This is a genomic window from Pseudoalteromonas issachenkonii (assembly GCF_002310795.1).
Classification (GTDB): domain Bacteria; phylum Pseudomonadota; class Gammaproteobacteria; order Enterobacterales; family Alteromonadaceae; genus Pseudoalteromonas; species Pseudoalteromonas tetraodonis.
The window spans coordinates 1,342,967-1,366,019 of sequence record NZ_CP011030.1 but is presented as its reverse complement, the minus strand read 5'-3'; the positions used below and the strand labels follow the sequence as shown (position 1 = coordinate 1,366,019).

The following is a 23,053-nucleotide window of genomic DNA, read 5'->3' as shown; positions in this document are numbered from 1 at the left end:
TTATTGTAGGCGGTGCTTTATGCCGCGCAAAGAAATTATTCACAACGAAGGTTAAGAGACGCTTCTAGAGGTTAAAGGTTCAAATTATCGGGCTGCGGGGGGCGGGTTACGAGCTGTACTCTACATCTGTTTGACCTTCTCATTTACTCCTCATTATCTTCTCTCAGTTCAATAATCATCTAAATAAATGATTCACAAAGAGGGCTAGGAGTCGCTGCGCTTTTAGAGGCAATAACAAAACAATTAATCACTTGGGTTAGTGGCTTTATTTTCTCATTTACTTCTTATTCTCTTCTCTCAGTTCAATTAGACCTAAGTGAATGATGAACAAAGAGAGCTAAGAGACGCTGCGCTTTTAGTTATTTAGCCCGCAACTCGAAGCTCGTCGCTCGTTGCCCGTCGCCCGTCGCTCACGACATCAAAGAATGCCGCGACATGAAGTCGCTGCTACAAGTCGGCAATAATATCGACCTGATACCTAGCACCTAAAACCTATCGCCTGTTCAAATTTACTGCTCTTCTAAATCAAATTCGGTGGTGTGGCCGTCGCCGTGTATGAGCTGGTAACGGACTAAATTACCGCCTTTAAGGGAAACCAAACTAATAGCCGAATCACTTACTAGGTACTTTTGCCCTTTGCCTTTAGTTTGGTGTTTGTCGACTTCCATGTGCCAGCGTTTGGTAAAAAAGTTAAGCGGACTTTTAGGGCCATATAAAATGGAGTCGAGCTTATCAAGCACATTTATTAGCTTACGCGGGAACTCGTTTTTAATGCCACTAGCTGTGAGCTGCCAAATTCTGTTGGGGTGATCGCCAAAACGCTTTTGCACTGAAAAACAAAACGAATAATGCACGTCGCCTGATAAAATCAGCGTTTCATTTGGGGTGTCGGTACGTCTAAATGTGTCGAGCAATTTTTTAGCTGAGCCTTCGTGCGCCATCCAGTTTTCTACATCAACCATAAGCGGTTGCCCACACATGTTAAACACCGCTTGAATTGCCTCTATTGATTTAACCCCAAACACCGGTGCGGGCGATACAATAATGACTTGGTCATGGCTGAGTAGGCTTTCTTCAAGCTCAGTGAGGCGCTCCCAATCGAGTAAGCCTGAGGGTTCATTAAAGTTCTGCTCGTTACGCCAGCGGTGTGTTCGGGTATCGAGCACCACCACTTTAGGAATAGTCATTAGCTCATAATGCCAATGGTTAAAATCGTTTAGATGTTTATCAAATGCTTTGAATTGCCATTGCTTATCCCCAGCTAGACTTGTTGTAAATGGAGTAAGTAGCGCACCGGTTTTTTGCAGTGCGTCGTTCCCCATTCCCTGAAACAGCCAATAGCTTGCTAAGCCATTATTTACAATACGCTTGCTACTGGGGTTTTGATTAATGGCTTGCTCCCACCCGGCGGTGAGGTTCCAATCATCAGTGACATCGTGATCGTCAAACATCATTAAGGTAGACACATTGGCACATAATCGCTCTACCTCAGCTAAGCCTTTAGCGTAATCAATGAGTGTGGCTTTTTCTGTGCTAAACAATGCTTGGCTTTTTTCGTTACCGCCTGAGTAATTTAGCTTTGATAAGTCAACATATTGCCACGCGGTACTACTAAAATTAAGTAAATACAGTGCCACAAATTCTTCAAAATGAATAAGGTGGTTATACGCTTTTATGCTAGAAAAATGCGGCTCGTCTTTTTTTAACCAGTAACCTATACCTAATTTAGAGCGCTTTTTCCACGAGGTGGTGGGTAGTAAATGATGGCGGCCATAAAGCTGTTGGCTAATATCGTCGGGTAAATCCAGCGCAAGCGCTTGCTCTTTGTAAATGCCTAATTGCTCGATGAGTTTATGGATAGCTAATAACATAGGCCCTGCTACATCGTCAGCATATACTTGATCGCCCGAGAGCAATAGCAACTGCGCCCCTTGTTGATTATGACTGCGTTGAGTAGCTTGCCACTGACTTGAACTAACTAGGCTGTCTTTTGCGGGATGATGCGCATTGCGACACGAGCCATGCAATATTTGCGTCAGTCTTTTGGGGATCACAAACGCAGGTAACGCGCCATCATTAAAACTAAACGCTGATAAATCAACGGGGCTGTCATCAAAAAATAACTGATATTGTAGTAATATGTCGCGCGGGAACTGACTGTTTATGGGTTTAATAACTATGAACTGTAAAAATAAATGTTCACCCAGTCTAACGCTGTTTTGTTCGCTATAGCATTCGTAGCCCATTAGCTCTATACGGCCGTTTACCTGCTTTGAGGTAGCAAACTGAATACAAACTGTGGTTTTTTCTGCTCGGCGCACCATAGGCCCCATAAGTAACAGCGGGTGTTGCACCGAGAGAGTCGTCATGAGGTTAGCCTTTAGCTGCTAATTTAAATAAAGAATAAAAATTATCGGTAGTGGCCTTTGCCAACTCGTTAAAGCTAATACCTTTTAGTTCACTAATATAGTAAGCAACGTCTTCCACATACGCTGGCTGATTAGTTTTACCACGGTACGGTACTGGGGCTAAATACGGCGAGTCGGTTTCAATAAGCAGTCGATCAAGTGGGATTTGTTTTACCACTTCTTTAAGTTCTACCGCATTTTTAAAGGTTACAATACCTGAAATAGAAATATAAAAACCCATATCAATGGCTTTTTTGGCCATATCCCAATCTTCGGTAAAGCAATGTAATACCCCACCGCAGTTTTCTGCTTTGTGTTCACGCATTAAATTAATGCTGTCGGCACGAGCGTCGCGGGTATGAATAATAAGTGGCTTTTGTAATTCGTTGGCTACTTCAATATGGCCAACAAAGCTTGCTTGCTGCACTGCGTGAGTGTCTTTCGCATAATAGTAGTCAAGCCCGGTTTCGCCAATAGCCACTACTTTGTGGTGCGAGGCTAAATCAATTAATTGCTGTTTGTTGAGCGCGTCTTTTTGATCAAGCGGATGTACACCACATGACGCTGATACGTCGTCGTAATGCTTAATTTGCTCTAGCATATTAGGGAACTGATCAAGTGTGACGCTCACACATAAAAAGTGTTCTACTTTTTTTGCGCGGGCGTTATCAAGTACTTGGTCTAGGTTTAAATCGAGTTTATCAAAATCAAGACGGTCTAAATGGCAATGAGAATCTACAATCAAAATAAGGCCTGTTTTTACTACATGGTATAAGTTGGATTGCCGGAGTTTAACATAGTCCCCAGCAGTTTTTCGATCTTCGCGTTTAGGTTTGTTTTATCATCTAAAAAGCTAATGCCGATCCCCGGAGGGTTTGAGCTTTGTGCACCTTGCGGAGTGATCCACGTGACTTTACCGGTGACCACATCGTCTTCTAAGGCATCAGGTAAGGTTACTCGTAACGCGAGTGAATACCCAGGCTCATAACGCATATTGGTGCGTACAAATAGCCCCCCTTTTTTTAAAAAAGGCATATAGCAGCGATATAGTTCGTCAAGGTCATCTATATCAACTAATAGCTCTTGCATATCTAATCCTTTTTATTGGTTGCGTAATGTATACGCTAGTCGTGATACCGCAAGCGGTAAGTTTAGCCCAAGAATTTGTATGTTATTTTGTAAAAAATCATTCAGCGCTTGCTGTGCAACTTGGTAGGCTTCAAAACTCATGCCATTTAAAAGCTGCTGTTTTAGCTGCTCACTTAAAAATAAGGTAAAAATACGAACAAGCTCAGGCTGTTTATTTATTATATCGACTAACGCATTGAAATTATGGCTTTGTTTAAACTCAGTTGCAAATTTATAGAGTGTATCAATGCTTTCTAGCTGATTTTGCTGTTGCCACTGCTTTACTTGCAGGGGTTGACTGTAAAACAATGATAACCATGGGTAGTTAGGCACATCTAAAGAGCTTAGCCACTGCTGTGCTAGCTGGCTATTGGTTACTTTGACCTCAGTTTTAGCACAGCGGCTTAAAATAGTCGCTGGTAATTGTGCCACTTGGCTGGTTGTAAGAATTAAAAACCGGCTGTTACTTGGCTCTTCTAAGGTTTTTAATAATGCATTTGCTGCCGCCGTTGTCATTTTTTCGCAGTTTTCAATAATCGCCACTTTGTTGCCATTTTGCGCCGCCGACTGGTGCATAAAATCGCTTATGCCGCGAATGTCGTCTACACCTATGCTTTGCCCTTCCACTTGAGTAACGCGTTTATCTGGGTGCGTCCCAGCTAGGTTTAACGAGCAGCTTTTACACTGCCCACACGGCGTTAACACGCTATTAGGTGCGCTTAACTGCGATTGTGTATTATGACATAACAAACTGTTAGCTAATTGATCGCTTAGCTCAAACTTGCCTACCCCAATAGGCCCGCAAAATAGCTGCGCGTGATGAAAGCGCTGCGCTTTATAGCTTTGAGCTAAGCGTTGCTCTACATCGTTAAGCCATGGCAATGCCATATTATTTTAATCCTGAAAAAAATGTGCGCAGTACATTGGTAATATCACGGTGTACTTTATCAATACTTTGGTTAGCATCAACGGTTTTAATGCTTTCATCATCGTTTGCCAGTTCTATGTAACGCATACGGGTGCGCTGAAAAAACTCAATGGCTTCTTGTTCAATTCTATCGAGTTCACCCCGCCCTTTTGCCCGTTCAAGACCAATAACAGGATCAATATCAAGGTAAATGGTTAAATCGGGTTTTAATCCTTTTAACACCATAGAGGATAACGACGCTAACGTGTTTGCACTAATTCCGCGTCCACCGCCTTGATACGCCTGTGACGATAAGTCGTGACGATCAGCCAATACCCATTGCCCTTGTTCCAGTGCTGGGTTTATTACATTGTGCATTAGCTGTGAGCGAGCTGCGTACATAATAAGTAGCTCAGTTTCAAAGGCGATTTCTTCTTGATGCTCTGCTTTTACTAAGGTACGCAACGATTCAGCCAGTGGTGTGCCACCGGGTTCACGCACATTAATAAAATCAATATGATGATGGTTTAAAAAGTCTTGGCACAGGGCAATAGCGGTTGATTTACCCGCGCCCTCTAGGCCTTCTATAACTATAAATTTTGGTTTCATAAACACTAATTCTTTTTATTTAAAATATACCGGTTAACCGCCGCATTATGTTGCTTTAATGTGGTTGAAAACTGATGGCTGCCATCGCCTTTTGCTACAAAGTAAACATACTCGCTTTTAGGCGGGTTTACTGCGGCTAAAATCGCTTCTTTGGATGGCATGGCAATTGGCGTGGGCGGTAATCCGTTAATACGATAAGTATTATACGGTGTGTAATTTCTCAAGTCTTTACGTTTAATATCACCGTCAAAATCTTCGCCTAGCCCATATATTACGGTTGGATCGGTTTGTAAGCGCATATTGGTATTTAATCTATTTATAAACGCCGATGCAATTAACGGACGCTCACTGGCAAGCGCGGTTTCTTTTTCGATAATAGAGGCCATGATCAGTGCTTCATAGGCGGTATCGTAAGGTAAATCACTTGCCCGTTGCTGCCAAGCATCAGCTAACGTTTGCTGCATTTTTTGCGCAGCACGTTTTAGTAAACTGCTGGCAGTATCATTGCTATGGTAATGATAGGTATCGGGGAATAACCACCCTTCTAGATGGGTTTGCTTACCTATTATTTGCTCGCCAAGTTGCTCAAGTTTTAAATCGTTTTGTAAGTGTGTAGAAGTACTCAGAGTATTTAAAACATCTCTAAGTGCTTGGCCTTCAATAATGGTAAAGCTAAAGCTAATTTGCTGACCTTGGTTAATTTTTTTGATGTTATTAAGCACGCTATCTGAGCTTAATTCGTACAAACCTGCTTTTAAATCGGTCAAGGTTGGGTCGAGCTTGGCTAATATTTGAAAACGCCAACAGTCTTCTACCCACTGTTGCTGCTGCCATTGACGGCACAACTTATTAAAGCCGGTGCCTTTTTTAACTTCAAATTGGGTGTTATCGGCTATCTGTAATGGCGTTTGAATGGTTGCCTGTAATTGCTGATAGCCAATCACTGAGCTAAAAAAAGCCAGCAATAATACTGATACTATAACTTTTAACACTAAGCCTCCTTGGCTACTGTTAGTAATGACTGACTGTGAGCAATATCAAAACAGTGCTCGCCTATGCTTTTTACCGGCACAATTTTCATTAAACTATTACATACAAATACCGCGTCTGCTTGGGTAAGCTCATCAACGCTGATAGTTTTAAATTCAATTGCTAATTTATCACATAAAGATTGCAGAAAAACACCTTTAATGCCGCACTCATCAAGCCTGGGGCTAATTACTTTATTATTTTTTATTGCAAAAATATTAGCCGCTGAGGTTTCAATTACATTGTTGTTGTAGTCAAGTACAAGTGCATCATCACTTTGCTCGGCTTGTAGGGCATTTTTAATCAATACTTGCTCAAGCCTATTTAGGGTTTTAAGCCCAGCTAAATGAGGCTGTAAAGCCAGTTTAATTGGGCTAATAGCTAAACTAATTCCTGTCTCGTGTAAGCTGTGATAATGCGCTGGATAAGGTAAAACACTAACAATAATGTTTAAATTACATTCGCTTGGTGGCGCATAGCCTCGCCCGCCCTCACCTCGTGTTACCACTATTTTAAGAACCGCTTGAACCTGTGATGCTATTTGCTGAGTAATGTGCGACTCAAGTGCTTTAAACTCAAGCGCTGGAAACCCTAAACGCTGCGCACATTCAATTAAACGCGCTTTATGATATACCCAATGCTCAACCTGTCCATGAGTAACAATTGCGGTTGTAAAAAAACCATCGCCATAGTTTAAGCCCCTATCGCGGGTACTTATGCTACTGGTTTCACTTGCTGTTATTATTGTTTGCATATTTTTTTACACATAAAAAAACCCAGTTAAACAACTGGGTTCTTATTGTCGTTCGTTGTTAAAAAAGATTATACCTTTTTAAACAGTAACGAGCCATTAGTACCACCAAAACCAAATGAGTTACATAAAGCGTAATCAAGTTTGGCGTCTCGCGCTGTGTGCGGTACGTAATCTAAATCACACCCTTCATCTGGGTTGTCTAGGTTAATTGTGGGTGTTACTTTTTGCTCGGTCAACGATAAGATAGACACTATCGACTCAACAGAGCCCGCTGCACCTAGTAAATGACCCATCATCGATTTAGATGAGCTTACCATCACATCTTTCGCTGAATCACCAAAAATGGTTTTAACCGCTGAGGTTTCGGCTTTGTCACCCGCGTGAGTAGACGTACCGTGTGCGTTAATGTAGCCAACTTGCTCTGCATTTACTTGCGCATCGTTTAATGCGTTTTCCATAGCCAGTGCTGCACCTGCGCCGTCTTCTGGTGGCGAGGTCATGTGGTAGGCATCGCCACTCATGCCAAAGCCAACAAGCTCTGCATAAATTTTAGCGCCACGTGCTTTAGCGTGTTCGTATTCTTCAACAACTACTACACCAGCGCCATCAGAAAGCACAAAGCCATCACGGTCTTTATCCCACGGACGAGACGCTGCTTGTGGGTCGTCGTTACGCGTTGAAAGCGCACGTGCGGCATTAAAGCCACCCATACCAATTGGCGTACACGCTTTTTCTGCGCCACCAGCAACCATTGCATCGGCATCGCCGTAGGCAATCATTCGCGCTGCATGGCCAATATTATGCAGACCTGTGGTACATGCGGTTACAATTGAAATATTAGGACCACGCAAACCGTGCATTATTGATAAGTGACCCGAGATCATATTAATAATGGTAGACGGTACATAAAACGGCGATAACTTTCGTGGACCGCTGTTTAGTAATTTAATGTGGTTTTCTTCGATTAGGGTTAAGCCACCAATGCCTGAACCTACCGCTACACCAATACGGGTTGCGTTTTGCTCTGTTACTTCGAGGCCTGAATCTTGAAAAGCTTGAACACCCGCTGCAATGCCATACTGGATAAATAAATCCATTTTTTTAGCATCTTTTGGCGACATATAAGCCGATGCATCAAAATCATTGATTAAACCAGCGAAGTGAGTACCAAATTTTGATGTATCAAAGTGGGTAATATTTTGAATACCACTTTTACCATCTAATAAGCCTTGCCAGGTTGATTGCACATCATTGCCTAGCGGCGTCAACATTCCTAAGCCAGTTACGACGACACGACGTTTAGCCACGGTTTGCCTCCAATAAGGAATTATTATTATACCAATTAACTTAGCTCAGTTTATTTCAGCGTTAACGCTGTTGCTAGTTATGTTATTAGTATTGGGGATGATCATACCCAAGCTACCTCAAAGTGCGAGTCTCAAACCAATAACCAACGCTGAGCAATAACAACTTAATTGCTGATGATAGGTGAGGGTTTGGAATTGAATCATGTACTTTGAGGTGGTTTGGATATAAAGATTAAAGGCAGCGGATGCTGCCCTTAATTTGCGATTAATTACTCAGCGTGAGCTGTAACGTAATCGATTGCAGATTGTACTGTAGTGATCTTTTCAGCTTCTTCATCTGGGATCTCAGTGTCGAACTCTTCTTCAAGAGCCATTACTAATTCAACAGTATCAAGAGAGTCTGCACCTAGGTCATCAACGAATGAAGCTTCGTTTTTAACTTCTTCTTCTTTAACACCTAGCTGTTCGATGATAATTTTCTTTACGCGTTCTTGGATATCGCTCATTCTTCTTTCCTTTATTAAAAACGCCAATGCGTTATTTTCAGATTGCGGCGTAGTTTACGTCCGATAATTCTCTGATTCAATCTTTTGACCATAAATAATTTGCTGGTCAAACCTCTTGAGTGTTTATTTTATCTTTTATCGCTTATTTTCACAGCGATTTCAAGTATGTTTAAAGCAAGTTTGCGAAAAATTCAATATTTTTTAGCAAACTCATTGGTAATTTGTGGTTTAACTATTTCGCATTGCGAAGCTAAACCATGTACATCGCACCATTTACATGCAAAGTTTCACCTGATACGTACGCAGCGGCGTCAGATGCTAAATAACACACAGCTGCTGCAATCTCATCTGGCTGGCCTAAACGACCCGCAGGTACGTTTGCAAGCGTTGCTGCTTTTTGCTCATCTGTCAAATCATCCGTCATGTCTGTTTGGATGAATCCCGGTGCAACCACGTTAACAGTAATACCACGAGAAGCAACTTCACGCGCTAATGATTTAGAAAAACCGATAACACCCGCTTTAGCTGCCGCGTAGTTCGCTTGGCCAGCGTTACCCATAGTGCCCACTACTGAGCCAATATTGATAATACGGCCGTTCTTTTTCTTCATCATTGGGCGAAGTACCGCTTTAGATAAACGGAAAATAGAGCTTAAGTTGGTGTCGATAATATCGTCCCACTCACTCTCTTTCATGCGCATTAATAAATTATCGCGCGTAATACCGGCATTATTCACTAAAACATCAATATCACCTAAATCGGCTTTAATTGCCGCTAATGTTGCCTCAATTGACGCAGGATCGGTGACGTTAAGTGCATAACCCTTACCGTTATCACCTAAGTATTCGCTAATTTTAGCCGCACCTGACTCGCTTGTCGCTGTGCCAGCTACCTTTGCGCCTTGTGCCACTAAGGTGTTTGCAATCGCTTTACCAATACCACGGCTAGCGCCGGTGATCAGGACAACTTTGCCCTCTAAAGAAAATAAATTACTCATATTATATACTCTTATTTAGCTGTATCGATTGATGCAAGGTCGTTAACTGAGCCACACACCATCGCTTTATCAATGCGTTTTGCAAGTCCTGTTAATACTTTACCAGGGCCAAATTCATAACTTTGCGTTACGCCTTGTGCAACTAATGCTTGCACTGTTTCAGTCCAACGAACTGGGCTGTATAACTGACGTACTAATGCGTCTTTAATTGCATCGGCTGAACCTTCAGCTTTTACATCAACATTATTAATTACATCACACTTAGGTGAATTAAATGTTAAAGCCGCTAAATCGGCGGCTAATTTTTCAGCCGCAGGTTTCATAAGTTCACAATGCGACGGTACGCTGACCGATAATGGTAGCGCACGTTTTGCGCCGGCTTCTTTACAAGCTACTGATGCTCTATCTACTGCATCTTTATGACCGGCAATAACCACTTGGCCTGGCGAGTTGTAATTAACCGGTGAAACAACCTCACCTTGTGCAGACGCTTCACATGCCGCTTTAATTTCGTCATCACCTAAACCAATAATAGCGGCCATAGAACCCACACCCGCAGGGACGGCTTCTTGCATGTATAAACCACGGTTTTCAACCAGTTTTACGGCTTCACTTAGGCTGATCACATCGCTACATACTAGTGCTGAGTATTCGCCTAAGCTATGCCCTGCCATGACAACGTCTGCATCTGGATTTGCTGCTAACCAATGACGGTAAATAGCAACGCTTGCTGTTAATAAAGCAGGTTGAGTACGGTGAGTTTGATTTAGTTTTTCTTCTGGACCGTTAAGAACGAGATCTGCTAGGTCGTATCCTAGTGCGGTTGATGCTTCTGCAAATGTGGCTTTTACTATGTCTGAGCTTTCAAGTAGCTCGTTTAACATACCCACAGTTTGCGAGCCTTGACCTGGAAAAAGAAGTGCAATTTTTTGTGCCATAGTTTGCTCTTTTAATTAAACAAAATAAATAATGTATAACACGGCACATCAATTTACTGATTGGCCACCGTGTCTTTAGAATGTGTTTTTTCGAAGATAGCAGCAATTTTATCCGGAAGTTGACGTTCTACTTCTTTCACTGCTTCGTCGATTGCGGCATGAAATGCTTTAGCTGAGGCATTTCCATGGCTTTTAACAACAATACCGCGCAATCCTACCAGAGAAGCGCCGTTATACTGGTCGGGGTTCACTCTTTTATAGAGTTTTTTTATGATTGGCGCCAACATAAACGCCATGCACTTATAAACAACGTGTTTTTCGAGAGCGCGAGTGAATTTTTTCATGATAAGTTTGGCGATGCCTTCGCAGGTTTTAAGTGCTACGTTACCGACAAACCCTTCACAGACGATAACATCGGCTTTGCCAGAAAAAATATCGCTACCTTCGCTATACCCAATATAATTAATCAGCTCGCATTGCTGCATTAACTGCGCGGCTTGCTTAATTTCGTCGTGACCTTTAATGTCTTCGGCGCCAATATTTAATAAACTGACTTTTGGGTTATCACACCCGAGTGCTTGTCCTGCCACTACCGAACCCATAATGCCAAATTGATACAGCATTTGCGCATCACAGTGCACATTGGCACCTAAATCGAGTAAGTAAACAGGATTTTTTCGTTCAGTCGGTACAGCCGATATGAGTGCGGGACGTTTCACTCCTGGAAGCATTTTTAATACGTAATGCGCCATAAAAAATAGCGCCCCTGTATTGCCAGAGCTAACACAGGCTTGCGCTTCACCCGATTTAACTAAATCAAGGGCAACACGCATTGAGGAATCTTTTTTTGAGCGTATAGCAACAGCGGGTTCGCAGGCATTGGTGACAACGTCATTACAATGGCGAATTATTAATCTGGGATGAGAAAGTGAATCGAGTGATTCTAATTGTTTAGCTATTACTTGCTCGTTGCCACATAAAATGAGTTTTAAGTTGGCATTAGCATTTACCGCGGAAACGGCTGCGGGGATAGATGAACGGGGGCCATAATCGCCCCCCATCATATCTAACGCTATGGTTAGATTGGTCAGCATATAAGCAATCTCTTAGTTAGAAATTACTTGAACGCCTTTGTAGTAACCATCTGCAGTCACATGGTGACGACGATGAGTCTCACCAGATGTTTGGTCTACAGTTAAAGTTGGACCACTGATCGCATCGTGTGAACGGCGCATGCCGCGTCTTGCACGAGACTTTTTGCTTTTTTGTACAGCCATAGTCTTCTCCTAAGAATCTTTCTTAAGTTGTTTCAAAATATCAAATGGATTTGGTTTATCATCTTCCGCCTTTAAAACACCAAAGCTGGCAGGCTCTGCTGTATAACTGCATGAAGCTTCGTTGTGGGTAGGCACTAATGGCACTGCTAAAATAAGCTCGTCTTCGATTAACTCAAACACGTCTATTTCACCATTTTCATCAAGTGCTACTTCGTCGTAGCTTTCTGGAAGATCATCTGACTCTGCATCCAAACCGACTGGCGAATACACAAAGTCTTGATCCAAATCCAACCCTAAATCACCATTACAACGTTGACAAGTGACAGTTACGTGTGTGGACAAATTGCCACTAATCACAACTAAACCTTGCTCATCGTTTTTGCAATGAATTTTTACCGCTATTTCACCTACTTCTTCCTGGATAACCCCTCGTAAACGAGGAAGTTTCTCAAGCGGTACAATGCCGTCATACTTTAAACGGTGTTGCGCTGCTTTGCCCGGATGAAGGGTGATGGGAATTTTCACCTTTTGCATAGGGGCTGCATCATATAGATAGTTAGTGGGTTAGTCAAAGTAAAAAACCAATTTTACGTTGTTTTTCACGTGTTTTACTCACGGATCTGATTTATCCTAACTCAATCTGATTTACGCTAGGAAAACATGCCATGAAGCACTTTCTTATATTAGCCTCAAGCTCGCCTTTTAGGCAGTCTTTATTACAAAAATTTAATCTGCCTTTTGAAACGTTTTCGCCCGATGTTGACGAAACGCCTCACAGCAACAACGAAACACCTAACGATCTTGTTAAGCGTTTAAGCGAACTAAAAGCCGCAGCTGCGGTCGAGCATTTTGACCAAGGCTTGGCGATTGGATCCGATCAGGTTGCTGTATTTAATGACCAAATATTAGGTAAACCACACAATAAAGAAAACGCCCTAAAACAACTCAGCTTATTTAGTGGGCAAACGGTCACTTTTTTAACTGGCTTGTGTGTATACGATATAGACACTAAGCAAAGCAAAACCCTTGTTGAGCCCTTTAATGTAACTTTTAAAACGTTAACAACGGCGCAAATAAGTGCTTATTGTGATGCAGAGCAACCTTATAATTGTGCAGGAAGTTTTAAAAGTGAAGGCTTGGGTATTTGCTTATTTGAAAAACTAAACGGAGACGATCCAAATAGTTTAATTGGTTTACCACTCATTAAACTCAGCCAGTTATTGGCTGAGTTTGGTTTAGATGTATTAAGCGCTCAAACTAAATAAGTAAAAGTTGTTGCAACTGCTGATAGTTGTCAGCGGTTGCAATAGGCGTAAACTCGTTTAATTGCGCAGCGTTGTGCACGCCCATGGTTACCCCTAGCCTATCCATACCTGCAGCTTTTGCCATTGCCATGTCGATTTGGGTGTCGCCTATCATCAATGCTTCGTCGGCGCTTATAGCCAGCTCTTCAAGTAGTTGATAGAGCATATCAGGAGCTGGCTTTGATTTGGCGTCGTCGCTGGTACGCGTAGCACTAAAAAAATGACGCAGCTGGCTCTCATCCAATAAACGCTCCAACCCTACCCGACTTTTACCTGTGGCAACCGCCAATATTACGCCTTGATTTTTTAACTCAGTGAGCACCTGTTCAACGTGCTCAAACACCGGTGTTGGGGTGGTATCAAGCGCATACTGCTGTTTATAACCTGCAATAAGCGCTTCGTGATGCTCACTGTAATCAGGAAACAAGCTCGCTATTGCGTTTTCAAGCGACAAGCCAATAATATTTTTACTGGCGGTATCGCTCGGCGGTTCAATATTGAGTAACTGCGCACTTTTGCGGATACAATTAACTATTTTGCTAATTGAATCCATAATGGTGCCGTCCCAATCAAAAATCACCAGCTTGTAGTTTTTCATGGTGGGTGAGATCACGCTTTTGCTGCTCTAAGTTTCACTAAACAGCTTGATAGTGCTTTATCAAGCGGTGCTTCTACTCGCATAGTGGTTTCGTTTTTAGGGTGGTAAAAACTTAAATCATGGGCGTGTAAAAATAAGCGGTTTAAACCACGTTTACGCATTGACTCGTCAAACCCTTGATCGCCATATTTGTCATCACAGGCAATAGCATGACCTTGACACTGAGTATGCACACGAATTTGGTGAGTACGACCGGTTACAGGGGATGCTTGTACTAATGAGCAATCGTTAAAACGCTCAAGCACTTTAAAGCGGGTATGCGACGGTTTGCCCTCGGTATTATCAACACGTACTACGCGTTCACCCGATTTTAGGGTGTTTTTGCGCAAGCCCTCAGTCACATTTTTTGTTTTAGAGTCCCATTGACCCTCAACAAGTGCCCAATAATTTTTTTCCATGGTTTTTTCGCGTAATTGCTCATGCAAGGCAGTCAGCACAGAGCGGCGCTTAGCAATGAGTAAACAACCTGATGTATCACGGTCTAAACGATGCACAAGCTCAAGGCTGCGCTCTTCTGGGCGTAAAACACGTAATGCTTCAATAAGGCCATAGCTTAGGCCACTGCCGCCATGCACAGCCATACCCGATGGCTTGTTAATAACAATCAGGTATTTGTCTTCAAATAGAATATCGTCTTCAAGGCGCGTTACTTTATCGAGTTTTGAAGGGACAAACTCTTCACGCTCTGACACTCTGATTGGTGGTATACGAATAACGTCGTCTAACTGCAATTTATACACAGGCTTAATGCGTTTTTTGTTTACACGCACCTCACCTTTACGAAGAATTTTGTAAACTGCGCTTTTAGGCACCCCTTTTAAATGGGTAATAAGAAAGTTATCAATACGCTGACCTAGGTGGTCTTCGTTGATAGTGACAAAAGTTACTTGTAAGCCGGTTTTTTCTGACATTGCCTAATCACTGATTTAAGTAAAATAATTTAGTTGCTAACACAGTTATAATAGTGGGATAATCAGCAGCGCAAATATTTAGTATTTGCAAATAACAACGGTGCTTTTTAACACATTAAAACATTCGTGATGCACATTCTGGGTAACCGATCATACAGATCCGAGTTAAGTTTTCCAAAGCTTTTATACATACCCAGTTAACACGTGCGCACAACTAACGGCAATGCGCGTAATATATTGCTGCTTAAGTTTGAACATGAATTGATTTTTAAAGTGATAGTAAAAGCAATGAACAGATAATTTGTCTGATAGTGGCGGCGTAAAAAAACGCCGTTCAGAATTCGCTCAAATATTGTAGTACCGTACAGCAGCTTATTTAGAACTAAAAAAATCTAATAAATAAGCGTTCATTAACATCGGTAGCGATTTTTGCTCATAAAAACGATAACGGTAGTTTTAAAAACGAAACTATGGTTTGAAGCTAAAGAGCCCTACGCACCTAATATGAATGCATTTAATAAGATTGTTATGACAGGCCAACTTCTGGATAAAACGAGTATTGAGCTAAACAGCCGACACGTTTGTATCCCCTTAGAATTTAATAGCGTGATTACACCCTATTGTTTGCCGGCATTTAAAATACTGCTTACTAAATACAGAGCCGTTCCGTTAAAGACCCAGTCGTGAGGCTGCACATTCTAAAAATAGGAACACCTGAACAGGCGAGAAAACATCGTCATGTCAGCGACACAAACTAGTAGAGTAACATTATGAAACGTATGCTAATCAATGCAACGCAGCAAGAAGAAATGCGCGTAGCACTGGTTGACGGCCAGCGCCTATATGATTTAGATATAGAAAGCCCAGGTCACGAACAGAAAAAAGCCAATATTTACAAAGGTAAAATCACACGTATTGAACCATCTTTAGAAGCAGCATTTGTTGATTACGGTGCTGATCGTCATGGTTTCCTTCCTTTAAAAGAAATTGCCCGTACTTACTTCCCGCAAGGTTACACCTTTCATGGTCGTCCGAATATTCGCGACGTGATCAAAGAAGGTCAAGAAGTTATTGTACAAGTTGATAAAGAAGAGCGCGGCCAAAAAGGGGCAGCACTGACTACCTTTATCAGCGTGGCAGGTAGTTATTTAGTGCTTATGCCTAACAACCCTCGCGCTGGCGGTATTTCTCGTCGTATTGAGGGTGATGAGCGTACTGAACTTAAAGAGTCGCTAAGCCGCTTAGAACTACCTAAAGGTATGGGCTTAATTGTACGTACCGCAGGTGTTGGTAAGTCGTTTGAAGAACTAAACTACGATTTAAAAGCATTATTAGTCCACTGGGAAGCCATTCAACAAGCGGCAGACAGTGCTAAAGCACCATTTTTAATTCACCAAGAAAGCAACGTAATTTTCCGTGCAATTCGCGACTATTTACGTCGTGACATTGGCGAAATTTTAATTGATAAACCACGTGTTTTTGAAGAAGCTAAAGCCCACATAGAGCGTTTTCGTCCTGATTTCATGAGTCGCGTTAAGCTTTATCAAGGTGATACACCGTTATTTACACATTACCAAATTGAAAGCCAAATTGAGTCTGCGTTCCAACGTGAAGTGCGCTTACCTTCAGGTGGTTCTATTGTAATTGACCCTACTGAAGCACTTACCTCTATCGATATCAACTCGTCTAAAGCAACAAAAGGCGGCGATATTGAAGAAACAGCGCTTAACACCAACCTAGAAGCGGCAGATGAAATTGCACGTCAACTTCGTTTACGTGATTTAGGTGGCTTAATTGTTATCGACTTTATTGATATGACACCTCCACGTCATCAACGTGAAGTAGAAAACCGCTTAAAAGATGCTGCTCGCCCAGATCGTGCGCGCGTACAAATTGGTAAAATTTCTCGCTTTGGTTTACTTGAAATGTCGCGCCAACGCCTACGCCCTTCACTAGGTGAAGCAAGCCAAGGTGTTTGTCCACGTTGTAGTGGTCAAGGTACTATTCGTTCTAACGAATCAATCGCATTGTCTATTCTTCGTTTAATTGAAGAAGAAGCGATTAAAGACAACACCGCTCAAGTTAATGCTCAAGTGCCTGTTGCTGTTGCCGCTTATTTATTGAATGAGCAACGTCGTAGCGTTCACCGTATTGAAAAGCATCATAAATGTGATGTAGTGATTATTCCTAATCAACACATGGAAACACCTCACTACGAAGTAATGCGTTTACGTAAAGACGAAACACTTGAAACTGTAAGCTACGAGCAAGTTGTTGCGCCTGAGCCTGAAGCATTTGAAATGTCTAAATCGCCAGCGGCACCTGTTCGTGAAGAGCCGAAGCTTAAAGGCGTCGTTATGCCTTCAACGCCTGCTCCACAAGCGGCAGCAAAAGCTGCGCCGGTAGTAGAAGCAAAAGCTGAAATTGGTTTATTTGCCGCATTAGGTAAATGGATTAAGTCGTTATTTGGGTCTGATACTGAGCAAAAATCAGAAAAACTGACTGAAAAGCAATCGCAAGATCGCCCTAGTAATAACCGTGGTAATGATAATCGTCGTCGTAATAACAACCAACGTCGTCGTAATAATAACCCTCGTAATAAATCGCGTAACGAACGTACTGCAGACACTGAAGCTAAAAATGAGTCGGCGCCTGTAAATGATACGCAAGAAAAGAATGAGAATCGCAATAAGCGCCGTCGTAATTCAAATACGCGTAAACGTCCTGAGCATAAAACTGAAGATAAAACGCAAGTAAAAGCAGAGGCAACTCAAAATGCGGATACTGCAGTAAAATCTGATAAGAATGCTGATCCAAAAGAGCAAAAGCCTAAGGTACGTCGTCAACGTCGTAATTTACGTAAAAAAGTTCGCGTACAAGACGAAAGCACAGAGCAAGTTCAAACAACTGAGCAAGCTGTTGAGCAACCAGTGGTTAAAGAAGACAAGCCACAAGTGAAAGAGCAAGCTCCTGTTGTTGAAAAGCAAGCGCCGGTATCTGATGAAAAAGCACCTGCACCTGCTAAAGAACAAGCTGAGGCTGTTGTTGATGCAAACGATAACGTGGCAACACAAGATGAAGAGCAAGAGCAAACACGTACCCGCTCACGTCGTTCACCGCGTCATCTTCGTGCATCTGGCCAACGTCGTCGTCGTCCTGAAGGTGAAAACGCGCAAGAGAAGTCTGATGAAGCGCCTGCTTTCATTCCAGTTGCGGATCAAGCCGCTGCTGAATACGAAGCAGAGCTAAAAGCAAAAGCACATAAAACGGCCGTTGATGCCTCTGATGCAGTTGAACAAAACATTGTTGAAGAAGAATTAGCGAAAGTTGAAGAGCCTGTAAAAGCTGAAGAACCAGTAAAAGCTGAAGAACCAGTGAAAGCTGAAGAACCAGTAAAAGCTGAAGAACCAGTAAAAACTGAAGAACCAGTGCAAACTGAAGAGCCAGTGAAAGCTGAAGAACCAGTGAAAGCTGAAGAACCAGTGCAAGCTGAAGAACCAGTGAAAACTGAAGAACCAGTAAAAGCTGAAGAACCAGTGAAAACTGAAGAACCAGTAAAAGCTGAAGCACCAGTGAAAACTGAAGAACCAGTAAAAGCTGAAGAACCAGTAAAAGCTGAAGAACCAGTAAAAGCTGAAGAACCAGTAAAAGCTGAAGAACCAGTAAAAGCTGAAGAACCAGTACCAGCTGAAGAAGTTGCTGTTGAAGCTGAAACAGCACCGGTTAGCGCTACTGAAACACCTGTAGAATCGAAAGAAGCACCTGTGGTTGAAAATAAACCTAAGGCAGTTTCGCAAGCGAGTTCAGCTAATGTAAACGCTAAAACAGTGATTACAGCAGGACATGCAAGTGCGCCAATGGCACAGCCTACGCCTGTAGCCGATAGCGAAACCAAGCATACATCGGTTGCAATGGCACATGACAAACGTGAGTTAATCCCTGACAGCGGCCTTCGCCCTGGCTCGGTAAAACCTGCCGGTCGTGCAAGCTCAGCAATGACTAAAACGCTGAGTGCTGAATAAGCACTGAGTTTAGCTCAAAGCATAAAAAAGCCGCGTTAATTGATTTTAACGCGGTTTTTTATTGTCTGGCATTTATGTAACTGGCAACGGGATTCGAGCTGCGAGAATCGGGTAAGGAGTAAAGACTTAAGGTTAAAGGTTAAAGGTTAAAGGTTAAAGGTTAAAGGTTAAAGGTTAAAGGTTAAAACATTCGAAGCTTCGCTTCACACGAGATCAAGCTCTATGTCTACCAGTTATCTGCAATACCTGTTTTATCTTCTCATTTACTCCTCATTCTCTTCTCTCAGTGCAATTAGATATTTAAGAAAATTATTCACAAAGAGGGCTAAGAGACGCTGCGCTTTTAGAGGGTAAAGTTACAATCGAAAGTTAACGGGTTGCGGGGAGCGGGCTTCGAGCCTGATCCCTAACCCCTTAGCTCGCAACTTGCCGTAAGCATGACAATAAGATTTTAGTGATTTATTTACCACAGAGGATAGAAGAAAAAAGAGGAAATGATTAAATACAAATGTTATGAAATTAAAAAAGTACAGGGTATTGGTTTTGTTTTGTATTCTCGGTGCAGCGCGCAGCGCCTCGGTGTTCTCTGTGATTAAAAAACCAAAGATTAGAGTCAAAAAAGTTAGCGGGCTAAGAGGTGCGGATTACGAGCCTGATCCCTAAACCCGTAGCTCGCAGCCCGCTGTGAGTTTAATCTTGCTGTTGTTCCATAAAACGCTGTAGTTGATCTTTTAGGTTTGGTGGAATGCCCTTGATCACTAACGTATCAGTGGCTTCATTATAAGTTACACGCTCGCCTAAATGCTTACGCTCAAAACTGATACTGACTCCACCGCCTAAGCCTGAAAATTTAACCATGCTGGTTACCGTTTTTTTATCAACCGGGAATGACTCTTCTAAGTCATAGCTTTGCTCTTTACAAAAACTTTCAAACGGGTTGTCGTCGCCTTTGGTAAGCGTTGCTGAAAGTTCACTCACATTAGCTTCTTCACCCGTGGTAACACAGTCGTTACAGTAATCGAATACTTGCTTACGTAACTCGTCTTTTTCAGACTTATCAAACTCTTGCTCTGATAAGTAGTCTTCTACCGCATTGAGCATCACTTGACTTTGCTGCTTAGGATCAATGCCCTCTTCACAACCTAAAAAGTCTAAGAAAAAGTCAGCGACTTTACGCCCTGCACGACCTTTAATAAATGAAATATAACGATTGTCGTCTGCCTGGGTATCCCATGCGGTTAAGTCAATACGAGCAGCCAATTGCATACGCGAAATATCTAAATGACGCGATGCGGCTAAATCAAGCTCAGAGGTCATTGAGTAATGCTCTTTAATATTGATCATAGCAATCAACATATAATCAGTCGCCACGTACTGATAGTGACAAAATACTAAATAGCCGGTTTCGTTAAAGGCGTATTTATCTAACTCTTCTTTTAACACCGTTGATGCCTGCTCGGTCATGTGCCAAAAGCCAAGCTCATTATTGCGATAGCTTTGCATGGTAGAGGCTACAATACTGTTTTTTTCGCCACTAAAAGCACAAAACCCTTTGCCTGGCTTGCCATTGTAGGCATGGTGTAATTGCTCAATGAATACAGCCACTTTATCGTTGATAGTCATTTCGTCGTTACGAAGGTGAATTTGAGTGTCGTCATCTTTTTTGTCTACATAGTGTACGACTAATTTTTTAACATCTATTGCCATCTTTGTTTTTCACGCCTCTGGTGTTAAAATACGGGAATATAACTCTTTTTATTGAACCAACTGATGCCAATCTTATCAAAATACTCTAATGAAGAAGTAGAACAAATCGTCGATCAGCTTATTGATGTTTTATCAAAACACAATGCGCCGGTTGATTTAAGTCTTATGTGTTTAGGAAATTCTATCACGCATATCTTAAAAGAGCATGTACCAACAGGGAAAAGACAAGCCGTTACCGAGAACTTTGCAAAAGCACTCGCGCAGTCGGTTAAGTAAACTCTATGAATTTATCGCAGCACAACCAGTTTTCATCGAAAGCGAGTCAATTATTAAGTTGGGGTCATTGGTTTACATTTGCCAATATTGGCTTAGCGCTTTTAATTAGCTTAAGCTATTTATTTGCCGATTCGCCACCGACCACTTATATGGGTATAACCTATATGATGGTTACTTGGCTAAGCCACACTAGCTTTATTGCATTTTTAGCGTTTGTGCTGACGGTTTTCCCTTTGAGTTTAGTATTCCCCTACCCACGGCATATACGCGGTATGGCAGCAGTGATTGCAACCATTGGGGCCTCTATCCTTACTTTAGACGCTTACGTCTACTTTAACTTAGGTTATCACTTAAATGCCTCTGCACTGCCTGAAATTATTTCACTGTTGTGGCATCGTGTAACAAACTCACCCGCACTTACCACCTTGCTTGCAGGGAGCATAGTGTTAACAATATTAGCGTTTCAATTGACTGTTAGTAATTTTACTTGGCATCATTTAGGGCGTTTAAAACAGTTTAAATTTGCCCGTTATGCCGGTTCATTTTTAGTGATTTGTTTTGCGCTAAGCCACAGCATTCATATTTGGGCTGATGCAAATTTAAAATTTGATATCACTAAACAAGATAATGTACTACCACTTTCGTACCCGACTACGGCAAAAAGCTTACTCGCTAAAAACGATTTGCTGGATGTTGAAAGCTACGAGCAAGCGCACAACGTTAAAATTAATAACCAAGGTATTAATTATCAAGCACCTGCTCCATTAGAAAAATGTGAAGATTACAGCGCAGCAAAAGTTGATATATTGGTGTTTGATAATGACGAGCAGCTAGCAAAATTTGTTGCCAGCCAACAAAGTATTTATAAAAACACGCAATTTTTACAACCCACCGATCATAGTGATATGTTATTTGGGCTTGTGTACGGCTTGCCAGCATTTTACAAAACGAACATTATTGAGCAGCAAACTTTACCCGTTTGGCAAAGCCAACGTCGTAGTGTGGAAGTGGCCGGTATTGATGAGCTGAACTTTATTAACGAGCAAGCACACAAAGACAGTGCAATAAGAATTATTAAAGGGGCTGAAAACGCCACTGTACGTGATGACGCTACTGAATTTTTTGCTTTTAGTATCTCGCAAAATAGCAATGAAATTGTAACCACGTCAACATTGTACAGTTCCGATAAATTTATTTCTAAGGTGAACGGTTTAATTCAGCCTAGCGATATTATCGCTACGAGCCTTGGCCAATACTTAAACTGTAATGCGCTTGCGCAACAAACTATGCTGGGCGAAAACTTGTACAGTAAAAGTAATAATATTGGGGTTAATTACTCGCAAGGCGTGGTGATTGCTTACAAAAAAGATAGAATCACGCTTATTGATCGTGATGGAAATTTTAGAAATATCTCTGCCGCTGAAGGGTTTTCAATTGAACAAGGGCTTGATATTCCATTCTTAGTGCATGGTATTAAAAAGCTTAAAACATTTTCTCAATAGCACCTCATAATACGAGCGAGTCATTAAAACTGACTCGCTTAGTTTCTGTTATTACTCCTTTGCACTTGCTATCCCCCCAAGCTAGGTTATAGTTTTTATCATTAAAAATTATTAACTCGATCAGAATATACAAAGGATAATCATTATGTTCAGCGTTATTAATCTGATCATTACTGTCTGTATTTTATGTTTTAGCTCTCTTGCATTAGCTCAAACCACCTATTTCAAGTGCGTCACTCCCAAAGGCACCACTTTCTCTCAATTTCCCTGTAGTGATAATGCTACCTCACACACAATAACCGCCACTGAGCCTAAGCAAACCGGTAAAGAAATAAACTATACCAAACAGTTAAACGAGCTGGAACGAGATACGATTATTTCCAACCTAGAAGCAGAGCTGCGCAGTAATCAGCATAAGTTAGCAATACTTTTACGAGAAAAAGACAGGGCTGATTTTAAACAACAGCAGCGTTTAAATCATATATTGAGCGCAGATGATAAAAAGCGTATTAGCAAAGATATTAGAAACACACAGAAAAAATTAGATAAGCAATATAAAAAAGATAAAGCATTGATTGAAAAGCGTATTAAAAAGTTACAAAAAAAGATTGATGCCTATCAACCTTAATCAGACTAACTTCAATAAATATCATCTTAATTAGCTTGGTTTTAAATATAAAATAACATACCCTTAACATCTATAGAGCATAAACTCTATTGTGTGTTTAGTGGTGTAATTTCCTTTGACCACCTTTTTCGGATTTAATACTAATACCAATTGCATTAAATTAGTGATCTATTATAGCGACAAAG

22 protein-coding genes are annotated in these 23,053 nt (G+C 41.6%); 5 read left to right on the top strand and 17 right to left on the bottom strand.

Features of this window, described 5'->3' with window-relative positions; translation table 11 throughout:
• Positions 1-509 precede the first annotated feature (509 nt).
• From PISS_RS06325 to yceD, 14 genes are all read right to left on the bottom strand, one after another.
• Positions 510-2,369, bottom strand: a complete 1,860-nt coding sequence (locus tag PISS_RS06325; RefSeq protein WP_058154462.1) for an alkaline phosphatase D family protein — start codon at positions 2,367-2,369, stop codon at positions 510-512.
• A gap of 4 nt (positions 2,370-2,373) precedes the next feature.
• On the bottom strand, positions 2,374-3,153 hold the full coding sequence (locus PISS_RS06320; RefSeq protein WP_058154461.1) for a TatD family hydrolase: 780 nt from the start codon (positions 3,151-3,153) through the stop codon (positions 2,374-2,376).
• A gap of 17 nt (positions 3,154-3,170) precedes the next feature.
• On the bottom strand, positions 3,171-3,497 hold the full coding sequence (locus PISS_RS06315; RefSeq protein ID WP_008109887.1) for a PilZ domain-containing protein: 327 nt from the start codon (positions 3,495-3,497) through the stop codon (positions 3,171-3,173).
• A 12-nt stretch (positions 3,498-3,509) separates the two neighbouring features.
• Positions 3,510-4,424 carry a DNA polymerase III subunit gene (locus PISS_RS06310; RefSeq protein WP_013464701.1) on the bottom strand — a complete coding sequence of 305 codons (915 nt, stop codon included), beginning with the start codon at positions 4,422-4,424 and terminating at the stop codon, positions 3,510-3,512.
• A gap of 1 nt (position 4,425) precedes the next feature.
• Positions 4,426-5,052 carry a dTMP kinase gene (tmk, locus tag PISS_RS06305; RefSeq protein ID WP_016899838.1) on the bottom strand — a complete coding sequence of 209 codons (627 nt, stop codon included), beginning with the start codon at positions 5,050-5,052 and terminating at the stop codon, positions 4,426-4,428.
• Between the two features lie 5 nt (positions 5,053-5,057).
• Positions 5,058-6,044: an endolytic transglycosylase MltG gene (gene mltG, locus PISS_RS06300; RefSeq protein WP_016899837.1), complete on the bottom strand. Its 987-nt coding sequence runs from the start codon at positions 6,042-6,044 to the stop codon at positions 5,058-5,060.
• Entirely contained in the window at positions 6,044-6,835 is a 792-nt protein-coding gene (gene pabC / locus PISS_RS06295; RefSeq protein WP_058154460.1) for an aminodeoxychorismate lyase, read from the bottom strand. Before pabC ends, mltG begins: the two co-directional genes overlap by 1 nt.
• Positions 6,836-6,903: 68 nt before the next feature.
• Entirely contained in the window at positions 6,904-8,142 is a 1,239-nt protein-coding gene (gene fabF / locus PISS_RS06290; RefSeq protein WP_008109876.1) for a beta-ketoacyl-ACP synthase II, read from the bottom strand.
• A 269-nt stretch (positions 8,143-8,411) separates the two neighbouring features.
• Positions 8,412-8,648, bottom strand: coding sequence for an acyl carrier protein (gene acpP, locus PISS_RS06285; protein WP_008109873.1), 237 nt, complete (start codon positions 8,646-8,648; stop codon positions 8,412-8,414).
• A 250-nt stretch (positions 8,649-8,898) separates the two neighbouring features.
• The gene (fabG, locus tag PISS_RS06280; protein ID WP_013464697.1) at positions 8,899-9,645 is read right to left on the bottom strand and encodes a 3-oxoacyl-ACP reductase FabG; all 747 of its coding nucleotides are present in this window, start codon (positions 9,643-9,645) and stop codon (positions 8,899-8,901) included.
• Between the two features lie 11 nt (positions 9,646-9,656).
• Complete coding sequence (gene fabD, locus PISS_RS06275; RefSeq protein ID WP_036956225.1) at positions 9,657-10,583, bottom strand: ACP S-malonyltransferase; 927 nt, start codon at positions 10,581-10,583, stop codon at positions 9,657-9,659.
• A 53-nt stretch (positions 10,584-10,636) separates the two neighbouring features.
• Complete coding sequence (gene plsX / locus PISS_RS06270; protein ID WP_058154459.1) at positions 10,637-11,677, bottom strand: phosphate acyltransferase PlsX; 1,041 nt, start codon at positions 11,675-11,677, stop codon at positions 10,637-10,639.
• A gap of 12 nt (positions 11,678-11,689) precedes the next feature.
• Positions 11,690-11,860, bottom strand: a complete 171-nt coding sequence (rpmF, locus tag PISS_RS06265; RefSeq protein WP_008109865.1) for a 50S ribosomal protein L32 — start codon at positions 11,858-11,860, stop codon at positions 11,690-11,692.
• Positions 11,861-11,869: 9 nt separating this feature from the next.
• A complete protein-coding gene (yceD, locus tag PISS_RS06260; protein WP_013464694.1) occupies positions 11,870-12,394 on the bottom strand; it encodes a 23S rRNA accumulation protein YceD in 525 nt (174 codons plus the stop codon).
• A gap of 131 nt (positions 12,395-12,525) precedes the next feature.
• Here yceD and PISS_RS06255 point away from each other — a divergent pair, with 131 nt between their 5' ends.
• The gene (locus tag PISS_RS06255) at positions 12,526-13,125 is read left to right on the top strand and encodes a Maf family protein (protein ID WP_058154458.1); all 600 of its coding nucleotides are present in this window, start codon (positions 12,526-12,528) and stop codon (positions 13,123-13,125) included.
• On the opposite strand, the gene PISS_RS06250 is transcribed toward PISS_RS06255, so the two are convergent.
• Positions 13,118-13,762: an HAD-IA family hydrolase gene (locus PISS_RS06250; RefSeq protein ID WP_058154457.1), complete on the bottom strand. Its 645-nt coding sequence runs from the start codon at positions 13,760-13,762 to the stop codon at positions 13,118-13,120. The genes PISS_RS06255 and PISS_RS06250 overlap by 8 nt on opposite strands.
• Positions 13,763-13,773: 11 nt before the next feature.
• Positions 13,774-14,733, bottom strand: coding sequence for a 23S rRNA pseudouridine(955/2504/2580) synthase RluC (gene rluC, locus PISS_RS06245; protein ID WP_010389627.1), 960 nt, complete (start codon positions 14,731-14,733; stop codon positions 13,774-13,776).
• Positions 14,734-15,503: 770 nt separating this feature from the next.
• Here rluC and rne point away from each other — a divergent pair.
• On the top strand, positions 15,504-18,755 hold the full coding sequence (gene rne / locus PISS_RS06235) for a ribonuclease E (RefSeq protein WP_096040831.1): 3,252 nt from the start codon (positions 15,504-15,506) through the stop codon (positions 18,753-18,755).
• 690 nt (positions 18,756-19,445) lie between these two features.
• Here the strand turns inward: rne and yejK are convergent.
• A complete protein-coding gene (yejK, locus tag PISS_RS06230) occupies positions 19,446-20,462 on the bottom strand; it encodes a nucleoid-associated protein YejK (protein ID WP_058154455.1) in 1,017 nt (338 codons plus the stop codon).
• A gap of 63 nt (positions 20,463-20,525) precedes the next feature.
• Between yejK and PISS_RS06225 the strand changes: the two genes are divergently transcribed.
• The 3 genes from PISS_RS06225 (at position 20,526) to PISS_RS06215 (ending at position 22,868) form a co-directional block, all read left to right on the top strand.
• Positions 20,526-20,738: a YejL family protein gene (locus PISS_RS06225; RefSeq protein ID WP_008109847.1), complete on the top strand. Its 213-nt coding sequence runs from the start codon at positions 20,526-20,528 to the stop codon at positions 20,736-20,738.
• Between the two features lie 5 nt (positions 20,739-20,743).
• Positions 20,744-22,240: a DUF3413 domain-containing protein gene (locus PISS_RS06220; RefSeq protein ID WP_058154454.1), complete on the top strand. Its 1,497-nt coding sequence runs from the start codon at positions 20,744-20,746 to the stop codon at positions 22,238-22,240.
• Positions 22,241-22,385: 145 nt separating this feature from the next.
• A complete protein-coding gene (locus PISS_RS06215) occupies positions 22,386-22,868 on the top strand; it encodes a DUF4124 domain-containing protein (protein ID WP_013464686.1) in 483 nt (160 codons plus the stop codon).
• The last annotated feature ends 185 nt before the right edge of the window (positions 22,869-23,053 follow it).

What these genes read in the sequence shown, in the direction of transcription:
- PISS_RS06325 (WP_058154462.1), bottom strand. Translation starts at nt 2,369, where the DNA reads ATGACGACTCTCTCGGTGCAACACCCGCTGTTACTTATGGGGCCTATG.
- PISS_RS06315 (WP_008109887.1), bottom strand. Translation starts at nt 3,497, where the DNA reads ATGCAAGAGCTATTAGTTGATATAGATGACCTTGACGAACTATATCGC.
- PISS_RS06310 (WP_013464701.1), bottom strand. Translation starts at nt 4,424, where the DNA reads ATGGCATTGCCATGGCTTAACGATGTAGAGCAACGCTTAGCTCAAAGC.
- tmk (WP_016899838.1), bottom strand. Translation starts at nt 5,052, where the DNA reads ATGAAACCAAAATTTATAGTTATAGAAGGCCTAGAGGGCGCGGGTAAA.
- pabC (WP_058154460.1), bottom strand. Translation starts at nt 6,835, where the DNA reads ATGCAAACAATAATAACAGCAAGTGAAACCAGTAGCATAAGTACCCGC.
- acpP (WP_008109873.1), bottom strand. Translation starts at nt 8,648, where the DNA reads ATGAGCGATATCCAAGAACGCGTAAAGAAAATTATCATCGAACAGCTA.
- fabG (WP_013464697.1), bottom strand. Translation starts at nt 9,645, where the DNA reads ATGAGTAATTTATTTTCTTTAGAGGGCAAAGTTGTCCTGATCACCGGC.
- fabD (WP_036956225.1), bottom strand. Translation starts at nt 10,583, where the DNA reads ATGGCACAAAAAATTGCACTTCTTTTTCCAGGTCAAGGCTCGCAAACT.
- plsX (WP_058154459.1), bottom strand. Translation starts at nt 11,677, where the DNA reads ATGCTGACCAATCTAACCATAGCGTTAGATATGATGGGGGGCGATTAT.
- rpmF (WP_008109865.1), bottom strand. Translation starts at nt 11,860, where the DNA reads ATGGCTGTACAAAAAAGCAAAAAGTCTCGTGCAAGACGCGGCATGCGC.
- yceD (WP_013464694.1), bottom strand. Translation starts at nt 12,394, where the DNA reads ATGCAAAAGGTGAAAATTCCCATCACCCTTCATCCGGGCAAAGCAGCG.
- PISS_RS06255 (WP_058154458.1), top strand. Translation starts at nt 12,526, where the DNA reads ATGAAGCACTTTCTTATATTAGCCTCAAGCTCGCCTTTTAGGCAGTCT.
- PISS_RS06250 (WP_058154457.1), bottom strand. Translation starts at nt 13,762, where the DNA reads ATGAAAAACTACAAGCTGGTGATTTTTGATTGGGACGGCACCATTATG.
- rluC (WP_010389627.1), bottom strand. Translation starts at nt 14,733, where the DNA reads ATGTCAGAAAAAACCGGCTTACAAGTAACTTTTGTCACTATCAACGAA.
- rne (WP_096040831.1), top strand. Translation starts at nt 15,504, where the DNA reads ATGAAACGTATGCTAATCAATGCAACGCAGCAAGAAGAAATGCGCGTA.
- yejK (WP_058154455.1), bottom strand. Translation starts at nt 20,462, where the DNA reads ATGGCAATAGATGTTAAAAAATTAGTCGTACACTATGTAGACAAAAAA.
- PISS_RS06225 (WP_008109847.1), top strand. Translation starts at nt 20,526, where the DNA reads ATGCCAATCTTATCAAAATACTCTAATGAAGAAGTAGAACAAATCGTC.
- PISS_RS06220 (WP_058154454.1), top strand. Translation starts at nt 20,744, where the DNA reads ATGAATTTATCGCAGCACAACCAGTTTTCATCGAAAGCGAGTCAATTA.
- PISS_RS06215 (WP_013464686.1), top strand. Translation starts at nt 22,386, where the DNA reads ATGTTCAGCGTTATTAATCTGATCATTACTGTCTGTATTTTATGTTTT.